Source organism: Mycobacterium persicum, from assembly GCF_002086675.1.
Classification (GTDB): Bacteria; Actinomycetota; Actinomycetes; order Mycobacteriales; family Mycobacteriaceae; genus Mycobacterium; species Mycobacterium persicum.
The window spans coordinates 1-24,165 of sequence record NZ_MVIF01000068.1; the positions used below are offsets into that span (position 1 = coordinate 1).

At 67.2% G+C, this 24,165-nt stretch carries 23 protein-coding genes, 1 tRNA gene and 1 pseudogene; 17 read left to right on the plus strand and 8 right to left on the minus strand.

Annotation, left to right across the window (positions count from 1 at the left end):
* Positions 1-144 precede the first annotated feature (144 nt).
* Together BST40_RS30175 and BST40_RS29540 are read left to right on the plus strand one after the other, a co-directional pair.
* A complete protein-coding gene (locus BST40_RS30175) occupies positions 145-669 on the plus strand; it encodes a DUF4258 domain-containing protein (protein WP_158006383.1) in 525 nt (174 codons plus the stop codon).
* The gene (locus tag BST40_RS29540; RefSeq protein WP_131808360.1) at positions 666-1,019 is read left to right on the plus strand and encodes a hypothetical protein; all 354 of its coding nucleotides are present in this window, start codon (positions 666-668) and stop codon (positions 1,017-1,019) included. The genes BST40_RS30175 and BST40_RS29540 overlap by 4 nt, the downstream gene beginning before the upstream one ends.
* Before the next feature lie 195 nt (positions 1,020-1,214).
* On the opposite strand, the gene BST40_RS18900 is transcribed toward BST40_RS29540, so the two are convergent.
* The 6 genes from BST40_RS18900 to BST40_RS18925 all read right to left on the minus strand — a co-directional run bounded on the left by BST40_RS18900 (position 1,215) and on the right by BST40_RS18925 (position 5,906).
* Positions 1,215-1,430, minus strand: coding sequence for a CDGSH iron-sulfur domain-containing protein (locus BST40_RS18900; protein WP_082275615.1), 216 nt, complete (start codon positions 1,428-1,430; stop codon positions 1,215-1,217).
* Positions 1,427-2,119, minus strand: a complete 693-nt coding sequence (locus BST40_RS18905; RefSeq protein ID WP_075549165.1) for a HemK2/MTQ2 family protein methyltransferase — start codon at positions 2,117-2,119, stop codon at positions 1,427-1,429. The genes BST40_RS18900 and BST40_RS18905 overlap by 4 nt, the downstream gene beginning before the upstream one ends.
* Positions 2,120-2,219: 100 nt before the next feature.
* Positions 2,220-2,771, minus strand: coding sequence for a type 1 glutamine amidotransferase domain-containing protein (locus BST40_RS18910; RefSeq protein ID WP_075549164.1), 552 nt, complete (start codon positions 2,769-2,771; stop codon positions 2,220-2,222).
* Between the two features lie 23 nt (positions 2,772-2,794).
* Entirely contained in the window at positions 2,795-3,964 is a 1,170-nt protein-coding gene (locus BST40_RS18915; RefSeq protein ID WP_083155102.1) for a zinc-dependent alcohol dehydrogenase, read from the minus strand.
* A complete protein-coding gene (locus tag BST40_RS18920; protein ID WP_083155103.1) occupies positions 3,961-4,896 on the minus strand; it encodes an SRPBCC family protein in 936 nt (311 codons plus the stop codon). Before BST40_RS18920 ends, BST40_RS18915 begins: the two co-directional genes overlap by 4 nt.
* A 26-nt stretch (positions 4,897-4,922) precedes the next feature.
* On the minus strand, positions 4,923-5,906 hold the full coding sequence (locus tag BST40_RS18925; RefSeq protein ID WP_083155104.1) for an LLM class F420-dependent oxidoreductase: 984 nt from the start codon (positions 5,904-5,906) through the stop codon (positions 4,923-4,925).
* A gap of 163 nt (positions 5,907-6,069) precedes the next feature.
* Here BST40_RS18925 and BST40_RS18930 point away from each other — a divergent pair, with 163 nt between their 5' ends.
* The 4 genes from BST40_RS18930 (at position 6,070) to BST40_RS18945 (ending at position 8,925) form a co-directional block, all read left to right on the plus strand.
* The gene (locus BST40_RS18930) at positions 6,070-6,360 is read left to right on the plus strand and encodes a GlsB/YeaQ/YmgE family stress response membrane protein (RefSeq protein WP_075549160.1); all 291 of its coding nucleotides are present in this window, start codon (positions 6,070-6,072) and stop codon (positions 6,358-6,360) included.
* A gap of 355 nt (positions 6,361-6,715) precedes the next feature.
* Positions 6,716-7,390 (plus strand): hypothetical protein, encoded by a 675-nt coding sequence (locus BST40_RS18935; protein WP_208618915.1) that lies wholly within the window; start codon positions 6,716-6,718, stop codon positions 7,388-7,390.
* 131 nt (positions 7,391-7,521) lie between these two features.
* Positions 7,522-8,418, plus strand: coding sequence for a metal-dependent hydrolase (locus tag BST40_RS18940; RefSeq protein WP_373420057.1), 897 nt, complete (start codon positions 7,522-7,524; stop codon positions 8,416-8,418).
* Between the two features lie 234 nt (positions 8,419-8,652).
* Positions 8,653-8,925 carry a WhiB family transcriptional regulator gene (locus BST40_RS18945; RefSeq protein ID WP_083134960.1) on the plus strand — a complete coding sequence of 91 codons (273 nt, stop codon included), beginning with the start codon at positions 8,653-8,655 and terminating at the stop codon, positions 8,923-8,925.
* Positions 8,926-8,951: 26 nt separating this feature from the next.
* On the opposite strand, the gene selD is transcribed toward BST40_RS18945, so the two are convergent.
* Positions 8,952-9,953, minus strand: coding sequence for a selenide, water dikinase SelD (gene selD, locus BST40_RS18950; RefSeq protein ID WP_075549169.1), 1,002 nt, complete (start codon positions 9,951-9,953; stop codon positions 8,952-8,954).
* A 28-nt stretch (positions 9,954-9,981) separates the two neighbouring features.
* Between selD and BST40_RS18955 the strand changes: the two genes are divergently transcribed.
* From BST40_RS18955 to nrfD, 6 genes are all read left to right on the plus strand, one after another.
* A tRNA-Sec gene (locus tag BST40_RS18955) sits at positions 9,982-10,076 on the plus strand.
* 17 nt (positions 10,077-10,093) lie between these two features.
* Complete coding sequence (gene selA / locus BST40_RS18960) at positions 10,094-11,374, plus strand: L-seryl-tRNA(Sec) selenium transferase (protein WP_075549168.1); 1,281 nt, start codon at positions 10,094-10,096, stop codon at positions 11,372-11,374.
* Positions 11,362-13,041 (plus strand): SelB domain-containing protein, encoded by a 1,680-nt coding sequence (locus BST40_RS18965; protein WP_083155108.1) that lies wholly within the window; start codon positions 11,362-11,364, stop codon positions 13,039-13,041. Before selA ends, BST40_RS18965 begins: the two co-directional genes overlap by 13 nt.
* 46 nt (positions 13,042-13,087) lie before the next feature.
* Positions 13,088-16,327, plus strand: coding sequence for a formate dehydrogenase (gene fdh, locus BST40_RS18975; protein ID WP_099224205.1), 3,240 nt, complete (start codon positions 13,088-13,090; stop codon positions 16,325-16,327).
* Positions 16,324-17,205, plus strand: a complete 882-nt coding sequence (locus BST40_RS18980; protein WP_083155110.1) for a 4Fe-4S dicluster domain-containing protein — start codon at positions 16,324-16,326, stop codon at positions 17,203-17,205. Before fdh ends, BST40_RS18980 begins: the two co-directional genes overlap by 4 nt.
* On the plus strand, positions 17,202-18,158 hold the full coding sequence (nrfD, locus tag BST40_RS18985; RefSeq protein WP_075549155.1) for an NrfD/PsrC family molybdoenzyme membrane anchor subunit: 957 nt from the start codon (positions 17,202-17,204) through the stop codon (positions 18,156-18,158). The genes BST40_RS18980 and nrfD overlap by 4 nt, the downstream gene beginning before the upstream one ends.
* Positions 18,159-18,174: 16 nt before the next feature.
* Here the strand turns inward: nrfD and BST40_RS18990 are convergent, their stop codons facing one another.
* Positions 18,175-18,639, minus strand: coding sequence for a GatB/YqeY domain-containing protein (locus BST40_RS18990; RefSeq protein WP_075549154.1), 465 nt, complete (start codon positions 18,637-18,639; stop codon positions 18,175-18,177).
* Between the two features lie 136 nt (positions 18,640-18,775).
* Here BST40_RS18990 and BST40_RS18995 point away from each other — a divergent pair, with 136 nt between their 5' ends.
* The 5 genes and pseudogenes from BST40_RS18995 (at position 18,776) to BST40_RS19015 (ending at position 24,118) form a co-directional block, all read left to right on the plus strand.
* Positions 18,776-20,014, plus strand: a complete 1,239-nt coding sequence (locus tag BST40_RS18995) for a hypothetical protein (protein ID WP_075549166.1) — start codon at positions 18,776-18,778, stop codon at positions 20,012-20,014.
* Between the two features lie 24 nt (positions 20,015-20,038).
* Positions 20,039-20,689, plus strand: coding sequence for a DUF4129 domain-containing protein (locus BST40_RS19000; protein ID WP_075549153.1), 651 nt, complete (start codon positions 20,039-20,041; stop codon positions 20,687-20,689).
* On the plus strand, positions 20,671-21,822 hold the full coding sequence (locus BST40_RS19005; RefSeq protein WP_183155061.1) for a DUF4350 domain-containing protein: 1,152 nt from the start codon (positions 20,671-20,673) through the stop codon (positions 21,820-21,822). Before BST40_RS19000 ends, BST40_RS19005 begins: the two co-directional genes overlap by 19 nt.
* Before the next feature lie 19 nt (positions 21,823-21,841).
* A pseudogene (locus BST40_RS19010) lies at positions 21,842-22,796 on the plus strand (AAA family ATPase).
* Positions 22,796-24,118 carry a DUF58 domain-containing protein gene (locus tag BST40_RS19015; RefSeq protein ID WP_083155111.1) on the plus strand — a complete coding sequence of 441 codons (1,323 nt, stop codon included), beginning with the start codon at positions 22,796-22,798 and terminating at the stop codon, positions 24,116-24,118. The pseudogene BST40_RS19010 and the gene BST40_RS19015 overlap by 1 nt, the downstream one beginning before the upstream one ends.
* Positions 24,119-24,165 lie beyond the last annotated feature (47 nt).

Below are 24,165 nucleotides of genomic sequence, written 5' to 3' on the forward strand. Positions count from 1 at the left end.
GGTTTGGACCGCGGCGGACTCGATTCAGGCGGGTGGTGCGGCTGTGGCGGCGTTCGGTGGTAATGCGTTGGGCGCGGTCTTGGGCGCGAGTGCGGCGGCGTTTGGGCTTCATGGCGGTTCTGTCGCAGCAGTAGCCGGTGGCGGGTGCGCACCGGCCCGGAAACAGCAGCGCGCTACCACAATCTCTATCCGCCTGATCCTGCCGATTGGAACGCGGTAAACGCCTATAATCAAGAAGCCTGGTATTACAACACATTAAAGGCGCAACTCGAGCGCCAATTAGATGCCGCAAACGCACAATACACGCCTGCCAAAGACGCTATACGCGCCGAAATCCGATACTGGACACAACCAGCACCACAGCAACCGCACGCACCGTCACCAGATCCATCGACGCCCACCGGACAGCGCGGCGGCCCAATGGATGTCCGCCCCGGAACGAATGCTCCTGCGACGATTGACGGAACGTCCTTCAGCGGACACGCCCTTGACCAAATGCAGGGCAGAGGCATTCCGGTAAGCGTCGTGCAAAATGCGCTTCAAAACGGCCTGCGCTCGCCGAGCCGAGGAGGCAAGACAGTTTTCTACGATCCCGACAATCATATCAGCGCTGTGCAAGCTGCCGACGGTACCATCATTACCCCGACCTTCGGGGACCGACGACCTTGACGAACGATGAGGATTCTCGCCACCGGATCGCTTATCTCCGCCAGCTGGCGCTTAACTCGCTGAACTATTACGCCGGCGAATTTTCCGGACTCGAACGTGTAGCTCGTGACTTAGATTCGATAATCCAATCGCTCGAAGAAGTCGCGGATCCATCATGGACCAATTTGCTGGGCCGACTGTGGTTCCAGCTTGAAATCATTTACGCATCGATGCTACATGAAGGACGTTTCCGGCTGACTAAAGACGAAGAGGTCTACGTGCAAGAAGTCGTCGCTAAGCTCGTTGCAGAGCTCCAGAGCTATGAGCTGCCGCCAGTCCGCGACACAGCAGAAGGCACTCAGCAGCAGTAAGAAAGCTCTCACGAGCCAGGTCAGGGGCGGTCAGTGCGCCGCTTTCCCGTGGACGTGTCATATGAGCTCGACAAGGTTTCGACTCGCACGCCACCTCCCGGGCTAGCCCCCGGGGAACATACATGCGATTATCCCAGCCGGGTCCGACACGGGCGTCGGGTTCTCAACGCAAACTTGCCGGCTGCGAGCGACAGGTCAGGGTTTAGCTTGAGCCTTCTGCTCAGACCCGTGAGGCCGGCACCTGCGGTGGCTCGTATCGCACAGCGGGTATTCCTTGCTGCGCCGGCAGGTGCAGATGGCCACCATGAAGCGGTCCGATTCCACGACACCGCCGCCGGGCGTCTCGATGCGCACCGGACCGGACACCAGGACCGGACCGTTGGGCACCACCTGAACCCGGGTGGTAGTCATGACTTGTCCGCCCGGATCACCACGATTTCCTCGTCACGACAGCCGCGGGGTACCCGCCCGGTCTCCTCCAGCCATGCCGCCCGCGCCGACAACACTGGGCCGAACGGAATCCACTGAGAAGCAACAACTTCCGCGTCCAAACCGGTCGATAACAGACAATCCATGGACCGCTGCACGCCCGCCAGAGCCGACTGCACCAGCAGCAGAGATCCACCGTCGCACAACAGCTTTGCCGCCGACTCGCACAGCGGATCCAGCACCAGGCGCCCGTCGGGTCCGGCATTCCAGGCCCATGACGGACCGGCCGCCGGCGAGATGGCGTCGGAGTCGTCGACGGGCGGAGCGGGGACATACGGCGGATTGGACACGATCACCTCGAACGGTGCGCAGTCGAAAGCCCGTGTCCACGAGCCTTGACGAACGTCGACGTCCACTCCGGCGTCGGCGACGTTGTCACGGGAGCAGCGCACGGCATGTGGGCAGATGTCGAACGCGGTGACGCTGGCACAGCCCATTTCAGCGGCGGCGATCGCGACGAAACCGCTTCCGGTACACAGGTCGAGGACCCTGCGGCGCGGGATCAGGCCGGTCCGCCTCATCGTGTCAACGAGCAAACGGGAGTCGGATTGTGGCTGGTACACCATGTCGGCGACCGTGGCGCCATCCAAGGCTGGGTAGGTGGTCGTCAAGGTAGACCTTTCGGGGCACCGCCGTGACGATCACGGCGTCCTAGTACTAATGCCCGCAAACCGCTGCTCGAAACCAAACCCGTCCGATCGGGGACGATCGCTACCCCTCGACCTGCGCCAATTGATTGACAATCGTCGAGCAGAACGTCGGCAGGTCGGATGGTGAGCGACTAGTGATCACATTGCCGTCCACGACAACCTCATCATCGACGACGTTGGCGCCGGCGTTGCGCAAGTCGGTGCGAATGCTGGGATAGGAGGTCAGCGTTCGTCCCTTCACCACGCCTGCCTCGACCAACGTCCAGGGCCCGTGACAGATTGCGGCAACCGGCTTTCCGGACTCCACGAAGTCACGGACGAAAGACACCGCAGTGCTGTCGGAACGTAGCTTGTCGGGGTTCACGGTCCCACCGGGCAATACCAGGCCGTCGAATTCGGCCACCGACGCCTGCGCAACCACACGGTCGACCGCGAACCTGCCAGCCGGATCGAGATCGTGTTCCCGCGCTTGGATTTCGCCGCCCCGTAACGACACGACCTCCACCTGAGCACCGGCCTGTAGCAGCGCCGCGCGCGGTTGCTCCAGTTCGACCTTTTCCACGCCATCGGCAGCCAGGATGGCGATCCTTTTGCCTTGCAACTCCTTCGACATCGCAGTGCTCCTTTATGGCTCCTTTATGGGTTCAAGACGACTTTGGTGCAGCCGTCCTGCTTGTGTTTGAAGATCTCGTAGCCGTGTGGAGCCTGGTCGAGCCGGAGATGGTGGCTGATGATCATCGTGGGGTCGATCTCGCCGCTGCAGACCCGATCCAACAACGGCCGCATGTAGCGTTGTACGTGGCACTGGCCGGTCTTGATGGTCAGCGAGCGGTTCATGACCGCGCCGATGGGGAATTTGTCCATCACGCCGCCGTACACCCCGATAACCGAGATGGTGCCGCCGTTGCGGCAACTCATCACCGCTTCCCGAAGTGCGTGCGGCCGTTCGGTTTCCAACCGCGCGGCCTGCTTGACGCGGTCGTAGGCGTCCACCACTCGAGAGCCGGTGCGAGCCTCCATACCCACCGCGTCGATGCAGTGGTCCGGACCCCGCCCGGCGGTGATGTCCCGAAGCTCCTCCAGCACCGAGGTCTCGGCGAAGTTCAGCGGTGTCGCACCCAACCGGCCGGCCAACTCCAGCCGATACGGAACCTGGTCAATCGCAATCACTTTGGCCGCGCCAAGCAGGTAGGCGCTGGCGACCGCGAACAGGCCCACCGGACCCGCACCCCATACCGCGACGACGTCACCGGGGGTGATGCCGCACATCTCGGCGCCCATGTAGCCGGTGGGCAGGATATCCGACAAGAACAACACCTGGTCATCGGTGAGATCGTCGTCGATCTTCAGCGGACCCACATCGGCGAACGGCACCCGCGCGTATTCGGCTTGGCCACCGGCAAACCCGCCCAACATGTGCGAATACCCGAAAAGCCCGGCGGGTGAATGACCCAACAACTTCTCGGCCATTCCGGCGTTGGGATTGGAATTCTCACACAGCGAGTACAGGTCGCGCTCACACGCCGAGCAGGCCCCGCACGCGATCGGGAAGGGCACCACCACCCGGTCGCCGACGGCCAAGTTGGACAACGCCTTTCCGACCTCGACCACTTCACCCATGAACTCGTGCCCCAGCACGTCGCCGTGCTTGACCGTGGGGATATAGCCGTCGTAGATGTGCAGGTCCGAACCACAGATGGCGGTGGAGGTGACCCGCACAATGACATCGCGGTCGTTGCGGATCGCGGGATCTGGAACCGATTGCACCTCAACGCTATTGCGTCCGGCCCAGACGATGGCCTTCATCGGACAGCTCCTTCGCTCACCGGCCGTGCGGGCTGTTGATGCATCTGGCGCAACACTGACGTGCCTTCCGGCGACCCGTCGGAATACAGCACCTGCCCGGTTTCCAGGATCTGCTTGAACCGCCGCAGGTCGTCGTTGACCTGCTGTTCCGGCGACTCGCCCAACAGCGTCGCAACCGACTTGCCGAGCGCACCGCCCGGCATGTGGTAGCCGATCGTGACTCGGACCTCGGTGCCGTCGCCCGCGGCCGTCGGCGTGAATTCGACGCTGCCCCCGTGCCTTACCCCGGAATCGCGCACCGATTGCCACGCGATCCGCTTGTTGGGCACATCCTCGACGATCTGCGCATCCCACCGCACGGGCTGCCCTACCGGCGCGTTGATGGCCCAATGCGACCGCCCGCCGTCGCCGGCGGTGACCGATCGCAGATGGTGCATGAAGCTGGGCAGGTTCTCCAGGTCACGCCATAACCGATATACGTCCTCCGGCGCACGGCGCACCGTCACCGCGGCCCGCAGCGACCGATGCTTCGGACCGCTGCCATGCCGGTGGCCTCGGTCGCGGGCGGTGCGCGTCGCGGCGTAGAGGTCGGCGACGGCGATTACGGTCAGCGCGACGGCGACAACGCCACTGCGCGCCCGCGGTCCCCGGCCACGGCTGAGCACCCCCGCCCCGAACAGCGCGACGTCCAGCACGTCACCGACCACCCTGGTCCACACCAGTTTCGGCGAGCCGAGCAATAACGCGGCGGCGTGGCCGCATTCGCGTATCCCCAACGCGCGGATGACCGAGCGCGACGGGTCCGTGTCGGCCACGCCCGCGAGCACGGCTACTTTCCTTGGGGCCAGCACTTCGGCGAGGCCGAGACCCAGGCTGGCCCCACCAAGGCCGCGCGCCAGAGTGGCCGCTGCGCTCGCTGAAGCGTCTTTCATCGTCATTTCCCTTGCCTTGTGGTGTGTTAGGACGCGGCCCGCAGCTTGTGCAACAACGGTTCGGCGGCCTCCTTGAGGAACTCGTCCTGGTGCTGTCCGCCGATCTGCACGAGGGCGATATCGGTGAAACCGGCTTCCCAATAGGGCCGCACAGATTCGACGATGGCGTCCAGATCCGGCCCACACGGGATGTTCTCGGCGACGTCGTCCGGACGCACGAACTGCGTCGCCGCGGCGAAACCGGCCGGCGTCGGCAAGTCCGCGTTGACCGCCCAGCCGCCACCGAACCAGCGGAACTGATCGTGTGCCCGTTTGACAGCGGCGTCGCGGTCGGGATCCCAGCACACCGGTATCTGTCCGACCACCCGTCCGGCGCCGGTCCCGTTGGCAACCTGGCGTGCCGCGCGCCACGAGTCGACCAGGTCGCCGTCGGGCTCCACCGCGATCAGGTGGTCGGCGAGTTTGGCGAACTTGTCGACGGCCTTGGGTCCGCCGATCGCCACCCCGATGCCGATCGGCACGTCCGGTAGGTCCCACAAGCGCGCCGAATCCACCTGGAAATAGTCGCCACGCCAGTTCACCAGCCGGCCACCGAACAGTTCGCGGATGATCTTGACCGCCTCGCGCAACATGTCCTGACGACGCTCGACCGCGGGCCAGCCCCGGCCGACGATGTGCTCGTTGAGATTTTCGCCGCTACCCAGTCCGAGCGTGAACCGCCCGTCGGACAGGATCTGCACGGTCGCGGCCTGCTGCGCGACGATCGCGGGGTGATACCGCATCGTCGGACAGGTCACGTAGGAGTACAGGTCGAGGCGTTCGGTGGCATGAGCCACTGCACCCAGTACCGCCCAGGCGTTGGGCGCGTGTCCTTGCGACGTCAGCCAGGGCGAGAAGTGGTCGCTGCAGACCAAAAAGTCGAAGCCCCGCTGCTCGGCCGAAACGGCGTCCCGCACAAGCTCTTTCGGCCCGCTCTGCTCGGTCATCAACGTATAGCCGAAATTCGTCATACGCGCTGGGGTACCCGGCTATAGGCCCATATAACGTCACGGCGAAAAATCGCCCCCAAACTCGCCCTGGCGCTGCGCTCGCGGTGGCTTGCCGCGGCGTCAAAACGGGTAGACCGAGCGCAGGAGCGGGCAACGGCCCGCCTCAACCGCAAAGGAGCGGACAATGATCGGAACAATCATCGGGGCCATCGTGGTCGGTCTCATCGTGGGCGCCCTCGCCCGCCTTATCATGCCGGGCAAGCAGAACATCGGCGTCATCATGACCGTGGTGTTAGGGGCCGTCGGGGCGTTCCTGGGCACCTGGATTTCCTACAGGCTCGGATACTCGAATCAGAACGGCGGCTTCGAGTTCATCCCGTTCCTGGTCGGCGTCGTCGTCGCGATCCTGCTCATCGCCGCCTACCTCGGGCTTACCGGCCGGCGCGGCACCTCTGCTCGTACCGGTCGGCTTTAGCAGCTCAGCCCGGCGTCGCGGTCGTCGCTTTTCGTCGTCGGTGACGCTAGCTCGCGTGGGTCCTCTGATCGGGGGACATGCTGTCGCACGTTCGGGGGATGGAGATCGCATTGCTCGGTCACTTATGATCACCCAGATTCATTTGGCATGCCTTGCGTATTGCGCTGGGAGGTAATGGTTTAACGGCTTAGGTGGAGGCAGCGGGCTTGGAAGGGAGTTGCGGTGCCACTGCCAGAGGCGCTTGTGCGCGTGGTGATGCCCGGTGCGCGCGCCAGTGGGCTGCTGCCCGCAGGCCACGAGCTAGACAGCGAGCCCAGCTAGGGACGTTACGGACGTCAGCGCACCCCTGATTTCAGTGCTGCAGCCATTTGCTGCGCCGGTTACCGAAAGGAAGCTTTCTTTCAGCATGTCCGAATATTCCACCGACCGGGCGTCCCAACCGCGGGACAACGCCGTCGCCAGCGGATCCGATTCGGCACCGGGCCACGTCCGTCTCACCAAGTCGCGGCGTGGCACCCGCGCCGCCGGCCTGGCCTTGGGAGCATTGGCAATAACCAGCGGTGTTAGCGGCGTCCTAGACGTCAGCACTGCGACCACCAACGGCCCTAACGTCAGCGTCGGCCGACTCGCCATTACCCTAACGGCCAACCACGGGTTCAAACTCGACACGTGCACCGCGGGAAACTCCGGGATCGCCCAGGGTGACAACACCAACTCTGGTAACAGCAGCAATATCGACAGTTCTGATGGCACCGGTGCAAACAACGGCGACACCGCCAGTGATCCCGTCGCCACTTCAAACTCTAATAGCGCTGTGGGCGTTGATATTCAAGAAGTTCCGGCAAACATCATTGCAGGCGACCTCGCCACAGAAAACCTGGATACTGCGCCGGCCGATATTGACGCCGAAATGGGCAACAATAATAACAACAACAATGCCCCGCCGCCGATTGGGATCATGTGGCCAGATGGGTTTCCGCGATGGGCTAATTTGCCGCCATTTGATCCTCATGATCCTGATGACAACTAAGCGGGTTTTCCCGAACTAATATGTACCGTCGGTACTACCGGAGTGGACCGTTCAGCTTGCGGCCCGGGTGGCCGCTGTCACGGAACACGCTTGACACTAATTCGCCAAGTCGTAGAGACAGGTTGCTAATCGTGGGGACCAATATGGCGTACAGCCGGCCGCAATCAGCTGTGATGCGCGCGGTAAAGACTCGCCGAATCGCATTTTCCTTTCACCACGCGGCTCCATCCCGGCGACATTTCGTAGCGGGTGACATTGCGATGAGTCACCTCGTTGCGCTCATGTCCGGCGGTTTTCCATCGGGAGAGGAATCTTTTATTCTGGCAGTTCGCCGTTACCGAGATCAGATCGCCGATCCGGTATTGAAGGATCAAGTTGCCGGCTTCATCGGGCAGGAAATGAACCACGGGATGCAGCACCGCAACCTGAACGTGGAGCTGGTCCGGATGGGATATTGGGTGACCAGGCTGCTCGATGCCCTGGGCACCAGGTTCGTCAAACGGATGAAGGACAACCTGTATCGCATTCCGAATACGGTCGCAAAACTGGCGCTAGCAAATACGGCAGCTGTAGAGCACCTTACTGCGGTGCTCGGCGAACAGGCATTGACGACTCCTTGGCTGCAAGAACGACTGAGCGACCCGGAGGTGCGAGCCATGCTGAACTGGCATGCAATTGAAGAAATGGAGCATAAGGCGGTTGCATTCGACGTTTACCGGTACGTAGGCGGCAGCGAGCGAATGCGAATTCTCTCAATGACCGGCATGCTCGCCCTCTTGTGGGTGCCGATCATACTTCTCCTCGTCTCAATCGCCACCGATCCGTGGGCTTGGCGGCACCCGATCGACACCCTGCGCAGCATAATCTCGCTGCCGCGAGTTCCATTCTTCGAGGGCATCGCCCCAAAAGTCAAAATCTATTGCCAGGTTGGATTTCACCCTGACGATGTCGACCACACCCAAATCTTACAGAAATGGCGAGACGAATATTTTGGTCCAAATGGCCTACTTCTCGACCACCTCAAGTAGCGTCGTGCCGGTTGCGCCCGGCGCCTGCGCGAGCGCCTCGGTGACCAGGCCTTGGCGAAGCCGATGTCGTGGAGATGTGCGCCAAACCGCGGGTGGTCCTCGTCGCCCAATACGACGCGTCGAGCCACCCCAATAATACCAAATCGCCCAACATTCAACAGGACTCGTTATTTTTCCCGAACCGAAATCAACCATTCTGTGTAATTATCCCAGCGACGTTAGAGATCAGTGAGCATGAATGCCCGCAAGCCTGAGATGTTCGACGCGGACGTGGGGGGTCAGCAATGGCATTTGTATGCCCTCTGCGCGCAGACCGACCCGGATACCTTTTTCCCCGATAAGGGCGGCAGTACTCGCAACGCCAAACGTATTTGCAGCGGTTGCGAGGTCAAACGTCCATGCTTGGAGTACGCGCTGGCCAACGATGAGCGCTACGGCATCTGGGGAGGATTGTCTGAACGCGATCGTCGCCGTCGAAAAAAGCGTGCAGCCGACGGCCGGCCATAAGAGCTGCTTGCGCCCGAGCCAGCGTTCTAGGCCGGCCCGCGCACCACAATCGTGTGCTCGGCACGGCACACCAGCTCGCCGATAACGGGTGCGCCCGGGATTTCGCCGGCGATCAGCAGTCCACCGGAGGTCTGCGCGTCGGCCAGCAGCAGCGCCTCCTGCTCGCTCACCGCCGACAGGTCGACATGCGGCGCCACCCACTCGAGATTGCGCCGGCTGCCGCCGCTGACGTAGCCGGCGGCCAGGGCTGCTCGCGCGCCGTCCAGATACGGCACCGCAGCGGAGTCGATCACCGCGGTCACACCGCTGGCTCTGGCCAGCTTGTGCAAGTGCCCCAGCAACCCGAAACCGGTTACATCCGTGGCACATTCGATGCCGGCCGCCAGCGCGGCAGCCGCCGCTCCGGCGTTGAGCGTGGTCATCACCTCCACGGCGTTCGCGAACCGCTCGCCGGTGGCCTTGTGCCGGGAATTCAAGACGCCGATGCCCAGCGGCTTGGTCAGCGACAGCGGCGTGCCCGGCTTACCGGTGTCGTTGCGCAGCAACCTGTTTGGGTCGGCGATTCCGGTGACCGCGAGCCCGTATTTGGGCTCGGGGTCGTCGACGCTGTGCCCGCCGGCCAGATGACAGCCCGCGAGCGAGCACACATCCAGCCCGCCGCGCAGCGTCTCGGCGGCCAGCTCGAACGGCAGCACATCTCGCGGCCATCCCAACAGATTGACCGCGACCACCGGCCGCCCGCCCATCGCGTACACATCGGACAGCGCGTTGGCGGCGGCGATTCGGCCCCAGTCGTAGGGATCGTCGACCACCGGGGTGAAAAAGTCGGTCGTCGCGATCAGTGCCGTGCCGCCCTCGATCAGCACCGCGGCGGCGTCGTCACCGCTGTCCAGCCCGACCAGCAGCTCACCGGCAGGATGAGCCGGGACGCCGGCGCGCAATCCGCGCACCACGTCCTCCAGCTCGCCGGGCGGGATCTTGCACGCGCAGCCGCCGCCGTGCGCGTACTGAGTCAGTCGGTAACCCATGGCGTCCATAATTGTCGCCATGGCCCAGGGAGGCGTCTCCGGTCTGGTGACCGGCGCGGTCTTCAAAACCGTCGAGCGACAGATGCTGCCGCTGGCGGGTTCGATTCCCGTCCGCCTCCGCCACCTCCCTGGGTCCGGACATGACTGACCCCAGACGACGGGTTCCGCGCACCGACGCGCTGCTCGCCGATCCCCGCCTCGCCGAGGCGCAACAGCTGCTGGGCCGCACCCTGGTGAAATCCGTGATCGCGCAGGCCCAGCAGCGGGCCCGCGCCGGCGAGATCGAGCCGGAGCGGGTGGCCGAGCACGCCGTCGCCGCGCTCCCGGCCACCGCGGCAAGCCTGCGGCCGGTGATCAACGCCACCGGCGTCGTCGTACACACCAACCTGGGCCGGGCACCGTTGTCGCAGGCCGCGGTGGACGCGGTGGTCACCGCCAGCGGCGCCACCGACGTCGAATTCGACCTGACGACCGGTCGCCGCGCTCGCCGTGGCCGGGGCACGCTGGCCGCGCTGGCTCGGGCGGTGCCCACCGCCGGCGGGGTGCACGTGGTGAACAACAACGCCGCCGCGCTGCTGCTGACCGCGTTCACGCTCGCCGGGGGAAAAGAGATTGTGCTCAGCCGCGGCGAGCTGGTCGAGATCGGCGACGGATTCCGCATCCCCGAGCTGCTGGCGTCCACGGGTGCGCGGCTTCGTGAGGTCGGCACCACCAACCGCACCAGCCTGCGCGACTATGCCGACGCGATCGGGCCGGACACCGGGTTTGTGCTCAAGGTGCATCCGTCCAACTTCTGCGTCACCGGGTTCACCTCGGCGGTCAGCGTGGCCGAATTGGCGCAACTCGACACACCGCTCGTCGTCGACATCGGCTCGGGATTGCTGGAACCGCATCCGGCACTCCCCGACGAACCGGATGCGACAACCGCCCTGCGCGACGGCGCCAACCTGGTCACCGCCAGCGGTGACAAACTGCTCGGCGGTCCGCAGGCCGGCCTGCTCTTCGGCGATGCCGACCTGATCGAGCGGCTGCGCCGCCATCCGGCGGCCCGTGCGCTGCGGGTGGACAAGCTCACCCTCGCCGCGCTGGAAGCGACCGTGGTAGGGCCGCCGCCGCCGGTAGCTCGAGCGCTGGCCGCCGAGGTGACCCAACTGCGTGCCCGCGCTGAAAGCCTTGCCGCGCAGCTACCCGGCGCGCAGGCGGTGGACTGTGTGGCGGCCGTCGGCGGGGGCGGGGCCCCGGGTGTGCGACTGCCCAGCGCCGGGCTGAGCCTGCCCGAGTCCTACGCCGCCAAGCTGCGCGCCGGCGGCCCCCCGGTCGTCGGCCGGGTGGAGGGCGGCCGATGCCTGCTGGATCTGCGCACGGTGGCACCAGACGAGGACGACCTGGTGCTGGCGGCGGTGCTGGCGTGTTCGTCATAGCCACTGCGGGCCACGTCGACCACGGCAAGTCGACGCTGGTCCAGCGGCTCACCGGGATGTGGCCGGACCGGCTGGCCGAAGAACAGCGCCGAGGCCTGACCATCGACCTGGGCTTCGCCTGGACCGAGATCGACGGGCGCCGGCTGGCGTTCGTCGACGTGCCGGGCCATGAACGGTTCGTTCCCACCATGCTGGCCGGCGTGGGCCCGGTTCCGGCCGTCATGTTCGTGGTGGCCGCCACCGAGGGCTGGATGCCGCAGTCCGACGAGCATCTCGCGGCTTTAGACGCGCTGCGGGTTCGGCACGTGCTGGTCGTCATCAGCAAGGCAGACCTTGCCGATCCGGCGCCGGCGATCGAGCAGGTGCGGGCGCGGTTGGCCGACGCGCCGGTCGTGCTGGGCACCGACCTGGACCAGGTGCGGGCCCAACTGCTGGCACTCACGATGCGGCTACCGCGGCCGGACCGCGACGGCGACGTGCGGTTATGGGTCGACCGCTGCTTCACGGTGCGCGGTGCGGGCACCGTCGTCACCGGCACGCTGAGCGCCGGCACCATCCGGGTGGGCGACGAACTCGAACACGCCGGACGCCGCGTCACCGTCCGCGGCCTGCAATCGCTGGGCCGCGACGTCGACGCGGCCGGTGCGGTGGCGCGGGTGGCGGTGAACCTGCGCGGCGTGGATCGCCGGCACATCGCTCGCGGCGACACCGTTCGCACGCCGGGTGCCTGGCTGGACACCGCGGAGATCGACGTGGCCCTGCGGTCGGCGGGCACTCTGCACCACCAGCTGGTGCTGCACCTCGGGTCCGCGGCGGTGCCGGCGCGGGTGCGCCCGCTGGGGACGGCCGGGGCGCGGCTGCGGCTGGCCAGAGCGTTGCCGCTGCGGGTCGGCGACGTCGGGTTGCTGCGCGATCCCGGGGAACACCGGATCGCGGCCGGCATCGAGGTGCTCGATGTGCGGCCGCCGGAGTTGCGCCGCCGCGGCGCGGCCCGAGCCCGCGGCGAGCAGCTGGCGACCGGCCGGGTGCCCCCGCCCGAGTGCGCACCCGTGACGCAGTTTCGCGCGATGGGTCTGCCGGCCGCCGGCCGCCAGGTCGGCGAGTGGGTGGTCGATCCGCAGTGGTGGGCCGGGCGGCGTGAGCTTGCGGTCACGACGGTGCGGCGCTGGGCGGCCGAGCGCGACATCGCGGCGGGCATGCCGCTGGAAGCGCTGCGGCAGCGGGTGGGCCTGCCGGCCGCCGAACTGGTGTCCGAGCTGCTCGACGGCACCGGCCTGGAGGTGGCCGACGGCCTGGTCCGGCAACCCGGGGCGGCGCTGCCGGCGCGCGTCGACAAGGCGGTGCGCACCGTGGAGGAGTGGCTGGCCGCCGAACCGTTCCGGGCGCCGGAGGCCGACGAACTGGCCGAACTGAAGCTGGGCAGCCGCGAACTGGCCGCGGCCGTGCGGGCCGGACGGCTGACCCGCGTCGCCGACGGCGTCGTGCTGGGGCCCGACGCGTTCCCACGCGCGGCCGCTATCCTGGCGACGCTACCGCAGCCGTTCACGGTCAGCGACGCCCGCCGCGCTCTGGGCACCACGCGCCGGGTCGCCGTCCCGTTGCTCGAACGGCTTGACGCACTGAGGATTACCCGCCGCGATGCGGACGGCACCAGGACGACGCGTTAAGGCTGCGGGTTTGCTCCGCAGGTACGCCGCAGGGTTTGATCAAACAATGCACCCGGAAAGCAAGCTTGCGAAGTTGATCCAGTCGTGGCCGGTCTACCGCCAGCTCACCGGGTCCGACCCGCTGGGCCGCGGCAAAGCCGCACAGTCGCCCCGCTCGGCAACGCTGACGCCGCGCACCGCCGAGGCCGACCACGTCGCGCACTCGGTGTGTCCGTTCTGCGCCGTGGGCTGCGCGCAGAAGGTCTACGTCAAAGACCAGAAGGTCATCCAGATCGAGGGCAACCCGGACAGCCCGATTTCCCGAGGACGCCTGTGCCCCAAGGGATCTGCCAGCACCCAGCTGGTCACCGGCCCGCAGCGGGAAACCGTCGTGCGCTACCGCGCCCCCTACGCCACCGAGTGGCAGGAACTCGACCTGGACACCGCGATGGATATGGTCGTCGACCGAGTGCTCGACGCCCGTCGCAAGGGCTGGCAGGACTTCGACGCCGACCGCAACACGCTGCGCCGCACCATGGGCATCGCCAGCCTCGGCGGCGCCACCCTGGACAACGAAGAGAACTACCTGATCAAGAAGCTCTTCACCGCCCTGGGCGCGCTGCAGATCGAGAACCAAGCCCGTATTTGACACAGCGCCACGGTTCCCGGTCTGGGAGCCTCCTTCGGTCGCGGCGGAGCGACAGACTATCAGCAAAACCTGGTCAACTCGGACTTCATCGTCATCATGGGCTCCAACATGGCCGAGGCCCATCCGGTCGGGTTCCAGTGGGTGATCGAGGCCAAGGCGCGCGGCACCGAGGTCGTCCACATCGACCCGCGGTTCACCCGCACCAGCGCGCTGGCCGACCGCCACGTCGCACTGCGCGCCGGCAGTGACATCGCGTTCCTCGGCGGGGTGATCAACTACATCCTGTCCAACGGGCTGGACTTCCGCGAGTACGTCACCGCCTACACCAACGCCGCGTTCCTGGTCGACGAAAACTACCGCGACACCGAGGATCTCGACGGTCTGTTCAGCGGCTACGACCCCGACACCGCCTCGTACGACCCGGCCACCTGGCATTACGAGTCAACACACCATGGCGGTCGCGGCGGGGCCGACGACAAGCTGCGCGCCGCCCCTGATCAGCTCGGCTCCGGCGGACCGGCGGTGGAGGGTGCTGCGGGCGATATCCCGGCCGACCCGACGCTGCGGCATCCGCGGTGCGTCTACCAGATCCTCAAGCGGCACTACGCCCGCTACACCCCGGAGATGGTGGAGCGGGTGTGCGGCGTGCCGGCCGACACCTTCCTGCGGGTCGCGCGGGCGTGGACGGAAAATTCCGGCCGCGAGCGCACCACCGCGCTGGTATACAGCGTGGGCTGGACCCAGCACACCATGGGCGCGCAGTTCATTCGCGCCGGCTCGATCATCCAGCTGCTGCTCGGCAACATCGGCCGGCCCGGCGGCGGGGTGTTCGCGCTGCGCGGGCATGCCAGCATCCAGGGCTCCACGGACGTGCCGACGTTGTTCAACCTGCTGCCCGGATACCTGGCCATGCCGCACGCCGGCCAAGCGAACCTGGCCGACTACCTGGACCGGATCAAGAGCCAGAACCAGAAGGGCTTCTGGCACAACGCCGACGCCTATATGGTGTCGCTGCTCAAGGAGTACTGGGGCGAGCACGCCACCGCCGACAACGACTACTGCTTCGACTACCTACCGCGGATCAACGGCGACCACGGCACCTACCGCACCGTCATGGACATGGTCGACGGCACGGTGTTCGGCTACTTCCTGCTCGGCCAGAACCCGGCCGTCGGCTCCGCCCACGGGCGGCTGCAGCGGCTCGGCATGGCCAACCTGGACTGGCTGGTGGTGCGCGACCTCGTGATGATCGAAAGCGCCACCTTCTGGAAAGACGCCCCCGAAGTCGAGACCGGCGAGATCACCCCGCAGACCTGCCGCACCGAGGTGTTCTTCTTCCCGGCCGCCTCGCACGTGGAGAAGGCCGGCACGTTCACCCAGACCCAGCGGATGCTGCAATGGCGCGAAAAGGCCGTCGACCCGCCCGGTGACGCCCGCTCGGAGCTGTGGTTCTTCTACCACCTGGGCCGGCGGTTGCGGGAGAAGCTGGCCGGCTCGACCGACGAGCGCGACCGGCCGTTGCTGGAGCTGTTCTGGGACTACGCGATGGAAGGTGACGAGCCCTCTGGCGAGGACGTGCTGCGCCGCATCAACGGCATCGACCTGACGACCGGCCGGGCGGTGAACGGCTATACCGAGTTGAAGGCCGACGGCAGCACCGCCTGCGGCTGCTGGATCTACAGCGGCGTGTACGCCGACGACGTCAACCAGGCGGACCGGCGGGACACCTCGCAGTGGGGCTGGACCTGGCCGCTGAACCGCCGGGTGCTCTACAACCGGGCGTCGGCCGACCCACAGGGGCGGCCGTGGAGCGAGCGCAAGAAGCTCATCTGGTGGGATCCGGAGAACCGGGAATGGACCGGCCACGACGTGCCCGACTTCGAAAAGCACAAGCCGCCGGACTACCGCCCGCCCAAAGGCGCGGTGGGCGTCGAGGCGTTGCGCGGCGACGACGCGTTCGTCATGCAGGCCGACGGCAAGGCCTGGCTGTTCGCACCCAGCGGCCTGGCCGACGGTCCGCTGCCCACGCACTACGAACCGCACGAGTCCCCGGTGCGCAACGCGATGTATGGACAGCAGGGCAACCCGACCCGAATCGTTTATGGCCGCAACGACAATCCGTCGAACCCGGCGCCGCCGGAGGCCCACGGCGAGGTGTTCCCGTTCATCTTCACCGCCGCACGGCTTACCGAGCACCACACGGCCGGCGGGATGAGCCGTCAGCTGCCCTACCTGTCGGAGCTGCAGCCCGCGTTATTCGTCGAGGTTTCACCGGAATTGGCGCGTATCCGGGGGCTGACGCATATGGACTGGGCGCATGTGATCACCAGCCGCACCGCGGTGGACGCACGGGTGCTGGTGACCGAGCGGATGAAGCCACTTCGCATCGAAGACCATGTGGTCCAACAGATTTGGATGCCTTACCATTTTGGTTACACCGGCCTGGTCGACGGCGACGTGGTCAACGATCTGCTCGGGGTGGTGTTGGACCCCAACGTCTTCATCCAAGAGAGCAAGGTCTGCACTTGTGACGTGCAACCGGGACGACGGCCCCGCGGACCGGAGCTGCTGGCCTACATCGCCGAATACCGCCGCCGCGCCGGCGTCACCACGGCGACCGGCACCCGACTGGACACCCATAGCGAGGAAACCCCTTGAACCGCAACAGTTTCTATGGCCCGCTGAGCGATCCGGCCGGCGATGCCGGGCATCTGGAGCACCCCGCGCGAGTCGGGTTCTTCACCGACACCTCGGTGTGCATCGGCTGCAAGGCCTGCGAGGTGGCCTGCAAGGAATGGAACCGGGTGCCCGACGACGGCTTCAACCTGCTGGGGATGTCGTTCGACAACACCGGCATGCTCAGCGCAAACACCTGGCGGCACGTGGCGTTCATCGAGCAGCCGGCTACCGACCTCGGCATCCCGAAATTCGAGCGCCCCGGCGCGTCGGCCGACCCGCAGTCCCGCACAGACTTTCGCTGGCTGATGAGCTCCGACGTGTGCAAACATTGCACCCATGCCGGATGTCTGGATGTCTGTCCGACGGGCGCGCTGTTCCGCACCGAGTTCGGCACTGTCGTTGTGCAGCAAGACATTTGCAACGGCTGCGGGTATTGCGTGTCCGGTTGTCCGTACGGGGTGATCGACCGCCGCGAGGGTGACGGCCGGGCGTGGAAGTGCACCCTATGCTACGACCGGCTGCAGGACGGGCTGGAACCGGCGTGCGCCAAGGCCTGCCCCACCGACTCCATCCAGTTCGGCCCGCTCGACGAACTGCGGGAGCGCGCCGCCCGCCGGGTCGAGCAGCTGCATGAGCGCGGCGTGACCGAGGCGCGGTTGTACGGTCACGATCCCGACGACGGCGTCGGCGGCGACGGTGCGTTCTTCCTGCTCCTGGACGAGCCCGAGGTCTACGGATTGCCGCCGGATCCGGTGGTGCCCACCCGCGATTTGCCGGCCATGTGGCGCTACGCCGGGATGGCCGCGTCGGCGCTGGTGGCCGCCGCGGTGTCGGCGTTCGTTGGGAGACGGCTATGACCCGGGGGGCGGGCAGCGGGCGGGAACAGCTAGCCGTGCCCCGAGCGGAGTTCCGGTCGTATTACGGGCGTCCGGTGCTCAAACCACCGGTGTGGGAGTGGAAGATCGCGGCCTACCTGTTCTCCGGTGGCCTGTCGGCGGGTTCGGCGCTGCTGGCCGCCGGCGCCGATCTGACCGAGCGTCCGGCGCTGTGCCGAGTCAGCCGAGTCGGGGCGCTGGCCAGCCTCCTGGCCAGCATGTACTTCCTCGTCGCCGACCTCGGCCGCCCCGAGCGGTTCCACCACATGCTGCGGGTGGCCAAGCCGAGCTCGCCGATGAGCGTCGGCACCTGGATTCTGACCGCCTACGGGCCGGGCGCCGGGCTGGCCGGGGCCGCCGCGCTCATGCCGGCGGCGCTGCGGCGCACCGGGGTCGGAGCGCTCGTGCGCTGGTTGGCACGCCCGGCCGGACTCTCGGCGGCGGCCGTCGCACCCGGCGTCGCCTCCTACACCGCGGTCCTGCTGTCGCAGACCGCCGTCCCCGCCTGGCACGAGGCACACCCGTATCTGCCCTTCGTCTTCACCGGCTCGGCCGCAGCCAGCGGCGGCGGCTGGGGCATGGTGCTGGCGCCCGTGGCCGAGGCCGGTCCGGCGCGGCGACTGGCGGTCGTGGGCGCCGGGCTGGAGATCGCGGCGTCGCGGCTGCTGGAGCAACGGCTGGGGCTGGCCGCCGAGGCGTACACCACGGGAAAGCCGCACCGGCTGCGCAAGTGGGCGGAGTACCTGACGATCGGCGGGGCGCTGGGCACGGCGGCGGCGGGCCGGAGCCGGTTCGCGGCGACGCTGTGCGGGCTGGCGCTACTCACCGGCAGTGCGCTGCAGCGGTTCGGCGTGTTCGAGGCCGGCGTGGAATCCACCAGGGATCCGAAATATGTGGTGGTGCCGCAGCGCGAAAGGCTCGATTCCGGCAAGTGATCTTGGAGAAGGGCCGCTACAGCCGTTCTTTGACCGCCGCCGACAAGCGGGCCCCGTCTGCTTTGCCCTCGGCGATCTCGGTGGCGAACTTCATGACCAGGCCCATCTGCTTCATGGTGGGCCGATGCCCGAGCTGTTCGGCCACTTGGGCGATGGCGGTGTCGGCGACGTCGGCCACTTCTGCCTCGGTGAGCGGCGTGGGCAGATACTCGTCGATGATCCGGGCTTCCGCGTGCTCGTTGGCGGCCAGCTCACCCCGCCCGTTCTGGGTGTAGATCTCGGCCGCCTCGCCACGTTTACGGGATTCCCTGGCCAGCACCTTGAGCACCTCGTCGTCGGAGAGCTCCTTGGCCTGCTTGCCCGATACTTCCTCGGTCTGGATTGCGGCCAGCACCATGCGTAGGGTCGCAGTTCGCAACTTATCCTGCGATTTCATCGCTTCGGTCAGGTCGGCCCGAAGCCGCGATTTGAGTTCCGCCATGGCAGAGACGCTACGCGGGTTGTTTTCGGAGGTTGCCGAACCCGACACCAAGACCGGAAGACGTACCCGCATTGAGAAATGCGCAGACCGCCGACAGGATGGAGCCCATGACCAACGACGACAGCCGCCACATCCGGTGAGTACGCTGCCGCCGAGTTATCCGGTTGACCCGCCGGCCGAGACCCCCGGGTACGTACCGGCCGGGTACCCACCATTAGGCGCCGGCTATCCGCCGCCACCATCGCAGCCGCCGGGCTACGGCGCCCCACCGCCGGGATACGGCCCGCCGCCCGGTTACGGCATGCCACCGGGTTACGGTCCCCCGCCGCCCGGCTACGGCGCTCCGCCCGGATATGGTGCGCCGCCACCGGGATATGGCCCGCCCCTGGTTCCCGGGGCAGTCAAACCCGGAATCATCCCGCTGCGGCCGTTGACCTTGAGCGATATCTACAACGGCGCGGTCGGCTACATCCGCACCAACCCGAAGGCGACGCTGGGTCTGACCGCGATCGTCGTGGTGATCATGCAGGTCATCACGTTGATCGCCACGGTCGGACCGCTGACGGCCCTCAACCAACTGAAAACCCAGCCGTCAACCGAGCTGAGTCTGGGCGTCTTCGGCGCCTGGATGGGTTCGGTCGCGGCCAGTGGTCTGGTCACCTGGCTGGGCGGCATGCTGCTGAGCGGAATCCTCACCGTCGTCGTCGGGCGCGCGGTGTTCGGGTCTCCCATCACGATCAGCGAGGCGTGGGCCCGGGTCCGCGGGCGCGTACTGGCACTGATCGGGCTGGCCTTGCTGGAAGCCGCCGGGATGGTGGCGCTCGCGGGGCTGGTGGTGGTCATCCTGGTCGGGGTCGGGGCCGCGATCAACGGTGCGGCGGCGGTCCTGGTCGGCATCCCGCTGCTGCTGCTGGTCGGGTTGCTGCTGGCCTACCTGTACACCATGTTGGTGTTCGCGCCGGTGCTGATCGTGTTGGAGCGACTGCCGCTGGTCGACGCGGTCACCAGATCGTTCCGGCTGGTCCGCGGCGGGTTCTGGCGGGTCCTGGGCATCCGGTTACTGACGGCCCTGGTGGTGGGACTGGTTGGCGGTGCGGTCGCGGCGCCCTTCAGCATCGCGAGCCAGATCTTGCTGGGGGTCACCGCGTCGGAAGGCTCCATCACTATGCTGCTCGTCGGCACGACGCTGTCGGCCGTCGGCTCGGCGATCAGCCAGATCATCACCGCACCGTTCACCGCCGGAGTTGTCGTGCTGCTCTACACCGATCGCCGCATGCGCGCCGAGGCTTTCGATCTGGTGCTGCAGACCGGTGCCGCCGGTGGGCCCGCCGCGGTGGAGTCCACCGACAACCTGTGGCTCACGCGGCCTTGCTGATCGACTGGTGAGGACTGACTGACCATGCCTTCCATCGACATCGACCGCGATGCCGCCCATCAGGCAGCACAGCATGAGCTCGACAAACCGATCTACCCCAAGCCGTCGCTGTCGACGGCTTTCAGCGACTGGCTCAACGAGCAGTTGTACCGGCTGTTGGAGAAGGGCGCTTCGGTGTCCGGCGGCTGGTTCACCCTGACGGTGGTGTTTATCCTGGCGGTGATCGCGGTGATCGTCGCCGTCCACATCGCCCGCCGCACCATGCGCACCAACCGCGGCGGTGACTACCAGCTGTTCGAAGCCGGCCAACTCACCGCGGCCCAGCATAGAGCTACGGCTGAAGCGTTTGCGGCCCAAGGTAATTGGGCCGCAGCTATCCGGCACCGGCTGCGCGCGGTCGCGCGCGAGCTCGAAGAGACCGGCGTGCTGAACCCGGCTCCCGGACGCACCGCCAACGAGCTGGCCACCGACGCGGGCGCGGCCCTGCCTCACCTGGCTGGCGAATTGGCCCGGGCAGCAACGGCTTTCAATGACGTCACCTACGGCGAGCGGCCCGGAACTCAAGATTCCTACCGGCTGATCGCCGACCTGGATGACCACCTGCGATCACGTGCTCATGCCTCGTCTGCGGTGGAACGGCCCACCGCGCCCGATTCCTGGGCGCAGGTCCGGTGATGCCGGCACCGGGTATCACCCGGCGACGGCGTCCGTGGCGGCCGTGGCGTGGCATGGTGCTCGCGCTGGTCGCGATCATCCTCGTCGCCGCCGTCGGCACCTACCTGACCGCGCCGCGGCCCGGCGGCATGATGGATCCCGCGGCCACCAACTCCTCCGGCGCCCATGCGCTGGTGACGTTGCTGCGCGACGGCGGCGTCGAGGTCGTCGTCGCCAATACGGTCGCCGACGTCGAACGCTTAGCCCGCGCCGACTCGCTGCTGCTGGTGGCCCAGACTCAATACCTGACCGACAGCGCACTGCTGCAACGGCTGGCACAAGCCCCCGGTGACCTGTTCCTGGTCGAACCCACCGCGCGAGCCCGCAGGGCGCTCACCCCGAAACTGCGCATCACCGCGGCCGAGCAATTCGCGTCCCAGCCGAAATGCCCGCTGCGCGAAGCCAATCGGGCCGGAAAAGTGCATTTCGGGCCCAGCGATGCCTACCAGCCCAGGGACGATCTGGACGTGGTCAGCTGTTACGGCGGGGCATTGGTCCGCTATCGCGACGCCGGGCGAACCGTCACGGTGGTCGGCAGTAGCGACTTCATGACAAACGGCGGCCTGCTCGAAGAGGGCAACGCCGCGCTGGCGATGAATCTCGCGGGCGACCGGCCACGGCTGGTCTGGTACGCGCCACACCGCGTCGAGGGACAGACGTCGGAGCCCGGTTCGCTGTCCGACCTGATCCCGACAAACGTGACGTGGATCGTCTGGCAGCTGTGGCTGGTGGTGCTGCTGGCGGCACTCTGGAAGGGGCGCCGGCTGGGCCCGCTGGTGGCCGAAGCGATACCCGTGGTGGTGCGCGCATCGGAGACGGTCGAGGGCCGCGGCCGGCTGTACCGGTCCCGGCGAGCCCGCGATCGCGCCGCCGAGGCGCTGCGCACCGCCACGCTGCAGCGGCTGCTGCCGCGGCTGGGTATCGGCCCGGGCACCGACCCGCCGGCGGTGGTGCTGACCGTGGCCCGGCGCAGCGGGGCCGACCCGGAATTCATTCGATACCACTTGTACGGCCCACCACCGGCCACCGACCAGGATCTACTACACCTCGCCCGCGCGCTCGACGACATCGAAAGGCAGGTCACCCACTCGTGACACAACCCGCTCCCACCCAATCCGCGCCCGCGGACTCGGCACGCGAAGCATTGCTGGGGTTACGTGCCGAGATCGGCAAGGCCGTCGTCGGACAGGACGGTGTGATCAGCGGCTTGGTGATCGCGCTGCTGTGCCGCGGCCACGTGCTACTGGAAGGCGTTCCCGGAGTGGCGAAGACGCTGATGGTCCGGGCCATGTCCGCCGCGTTGCAGCTGGAGTTCAAGCGGGTGCAGTTCACCCCCGACCTGATGCCCGGCGACGTCACCGGTTCGCTGGTCTATGACTCGCGCAGCGCCGAATTCACCTTCCGGCCGGGCCCGGTGTTCACCAATCTGCTGCTCGCCGACGAGATCAACCGCACGCCGCCCAAAACGCAGGCCGCGCTGCTCGAGGCCATGGAAGAGCGTCAGGTCAGCGTGGAAGGCCAGGCCAAACTGCTGCCGGACCCGTTCATCGTGGCGGCCACGCAGAACCCGATCGAATACGAAGGCACCTATCAGCTGCCCGAGGCCCAGCTCGACCGTTTCCTGATGAAGCTCAACGTCACGCTGCCGGCCCGCGACTCCGAGATCGCCATCCTGGGCCGGCACGCGCACGGCTTCGACCCGCGCGACCTGTCGGCGATCAGGCCGGTGGCCGGGGCGGCTGAGCTGACCGCCGGGCGCGAGGCGGTTCGTCAGGTGCTGATCGCCGACGAGGTCCTGGGCTACATCGTCGACATCGTCGGGGCCACCCGCTCCTCGCCCGCACTGCAGCTCGGTGTGTCGCCCCGCGGGGCAACGGCGCTGCTGGGCACCGCCCGGTCGTGGGCGTGGTTGTCCGGGCGTAACTACGTCACTCCCGACGACGTGAAGGCCATGGCGCGCCCCACGCTGCGGCATCGGATCATGTTGCGTCCGGAAGCCGAGCTCGAAGGGGCCACACCCGACGGCGTGCTGGACGGGATACTGGCGTCGGTTCCGGTGCCCCGCTAGTGGTCCTGACCGGACGTACCGGACTGCTGGCGCTGATCTGCGTCCTGCCGATCGCGTTGGCCCCTTGGCCGGCAAGGGCTTTCGTCATCTTGCTGGCGGTGCTGATGACGGCCGTGGTCATCGACATCGCCCTGGCGGCCAGCCCCCGCACATTGCGCTTCACCCGCTCCGCCGACAGCTCGATCCGGCTGGGCCAGCCCGCGGATGCCGGCCTGTCCGTTCACAACGAGGGCCGGCGCCGGTTTCGCGGCCGTGTTCGCGACGCCTGGCCGCCCAGCGCCCGCGGCGAACCGCGCAGCCACCAGATCACTATCGGCGGCGGCGAGCGACAGCAGCTAACCACCCAGTTGCGGCCGGTTCGCCGCGGCGACCAGCGCGCGGCCGTGGTCACCGCCAGATCGCTCGGACCGCTGGGCTTGGCGGGCCGCCAAAGTTCGCAACCGGTTCCGGGCAAGGTCCGGGTGCTGCCGCCGTTTCTGTCGCGCAAGCACCTGCCGTCGCGGCTGGCCAAACTGCGTGAGATCGACGGGTTGTTGCCGACGCTGATCCGCGGGCAAGGCACCGAATTCGACTCGCTGCGCGAATATGTCGTCGGCGACGACGTCCGCTCAATCGACTGGCGCGCGACGGCCCGTCGCTCCGACGTGATGGTGCGCACCTGGAGGCCCGAGCGGGACCGGCGGGTGGTGCTGGTGCTCGACACCGGGCGGATGGCGGCGGGGCGGGTCGGCGTCGACCCCACTGCCGCCGATCCCGCCGGATGGCCCCGACTGGACTGGTCGATGGATGCCGCGCTGCTGTTGGCGGCGCTGGCGTCGCGGGCCGGCGACCACGTCGACTTCCTGGCCCATGACCGGGTGAGCCGGGCGGCAGTTTTCGGGGCGTCGCGCACCGAACTGCTGGCCCAACTGGTCGACGCGATGGCGCCGCTGCACCCGGCGCTCGTCGAATCAGATTGGCGGGCAATGATTTCCGCAATCCTACGGCGCACCCGGCGCCGGTCGCTGGTGGTGCTGCTGACCGACCTCAACGCCACCGCCCTCGACGAGGGTCTGCTGCCGGTGCTGCCGCAGCTGTCGGCCAAACACCATGTGGTGGTGGCCGCCGTCGCCGACCCGCGCGTCGACGAACTGGCCATCGGGCGGTCCGACGCGGCAGCGGTCTACGACGCGGCCGCCGCCGAACGCGCCCGCAACGACCGTCGGGCTATCGCGTCGCGACTGCGCCGCAGCGGAGTGGACGTCGTCGACGCGCCGCCTGCCGAGCTTGCACCGGCGCTGGCGGATCGTTATCTGGCGATGAAAGCGACTGGCCGGCTTTAGTTTTCGGCCCCCGAGTGTGAATTGTGCTACGCCCGCGCGGCGTGTCG

Coding starts and splice junctions, on each gene's coding strand:
- selD (WP_075549169.1), bottom strand. CDS start 9,953: ATGGGTTACCGACTGACTCAGTACGCGCACGGCGGCGGCTGCGCGTGC.
- BST40_RS19000 (WP_075549153.1), top strand. CDS start 20,039: ATGCCTTCCATCGACATCGACCGCGATGCCGCCCATCAGGCAGCACAG.
- BST40_RS18945 (WP_083134960.1), top strand. CDS start 8,653: ATGAATGCCCGCAAGCCTGAGATGTTCGACGCGGACGTGGGGGGTCAG.
- BST40_RS18915 (WP_083155102.1), bottom strand. CDS start 3,964: ATGAAGGCCATCGTCTGGGCCGGACGCAATAGCGTTGAGGTGCAATCG.
- BST40_RS18925 (WP_083155104.1), bottom strand. CDS start 5,906: ATGACGAATTTCGGCTATACGTTGATGACCGAGCAGAGCGGGCCGAAA.
- BST40_RS18930 (WP_075549160.1), top strand. CDS start 6,070: ATGATCGGAACAATCATCGGGGCCATCGTGGTCGGTCTCATCGTGGGC.
- nrfD (WP_075549155.1), top strand. CDS start 17,202: ATGACCCGGGGGGCGGGCAGCGGGCGGGAACAGCTAGCCGTGCCCCGA.
- BST40_RS18900 (WP_082275615.1), bottom strand. CDS start 1,430: ATGACTACCACCCGGGTTCAGGTGGTGCCCAACGGTCCGGTCCTGGTG.
- selA (WP_075549168.1), top strand. CDS start 10,094: ATGACTGACCCCAGACGACGGGTTCCGCGCACCGACGCGCTGCTCGCC.
- BST40_RS18990 (WP_075549154.1), bottom strand. CDS start 18,639: ATGGCGGAACTCAAATCGCGGCTTCGGGCCGACCTGACCGAAGCGATG.
- BST40_RS18910 (WP_075549164.1), bottom strand. CDS start 2,771: ATGTCGAAGGAGTTGCAAGGCAAAAGGATCGCCATCCTGGCTGCCGAT.
- BST40_RS18920 (WP_083155103.1), bottom strand. CDS start 4,896: ATGAAAGACGCTTCAGCGAGCGCAGCGGCCACTCTGGCGCGCGGCCTT.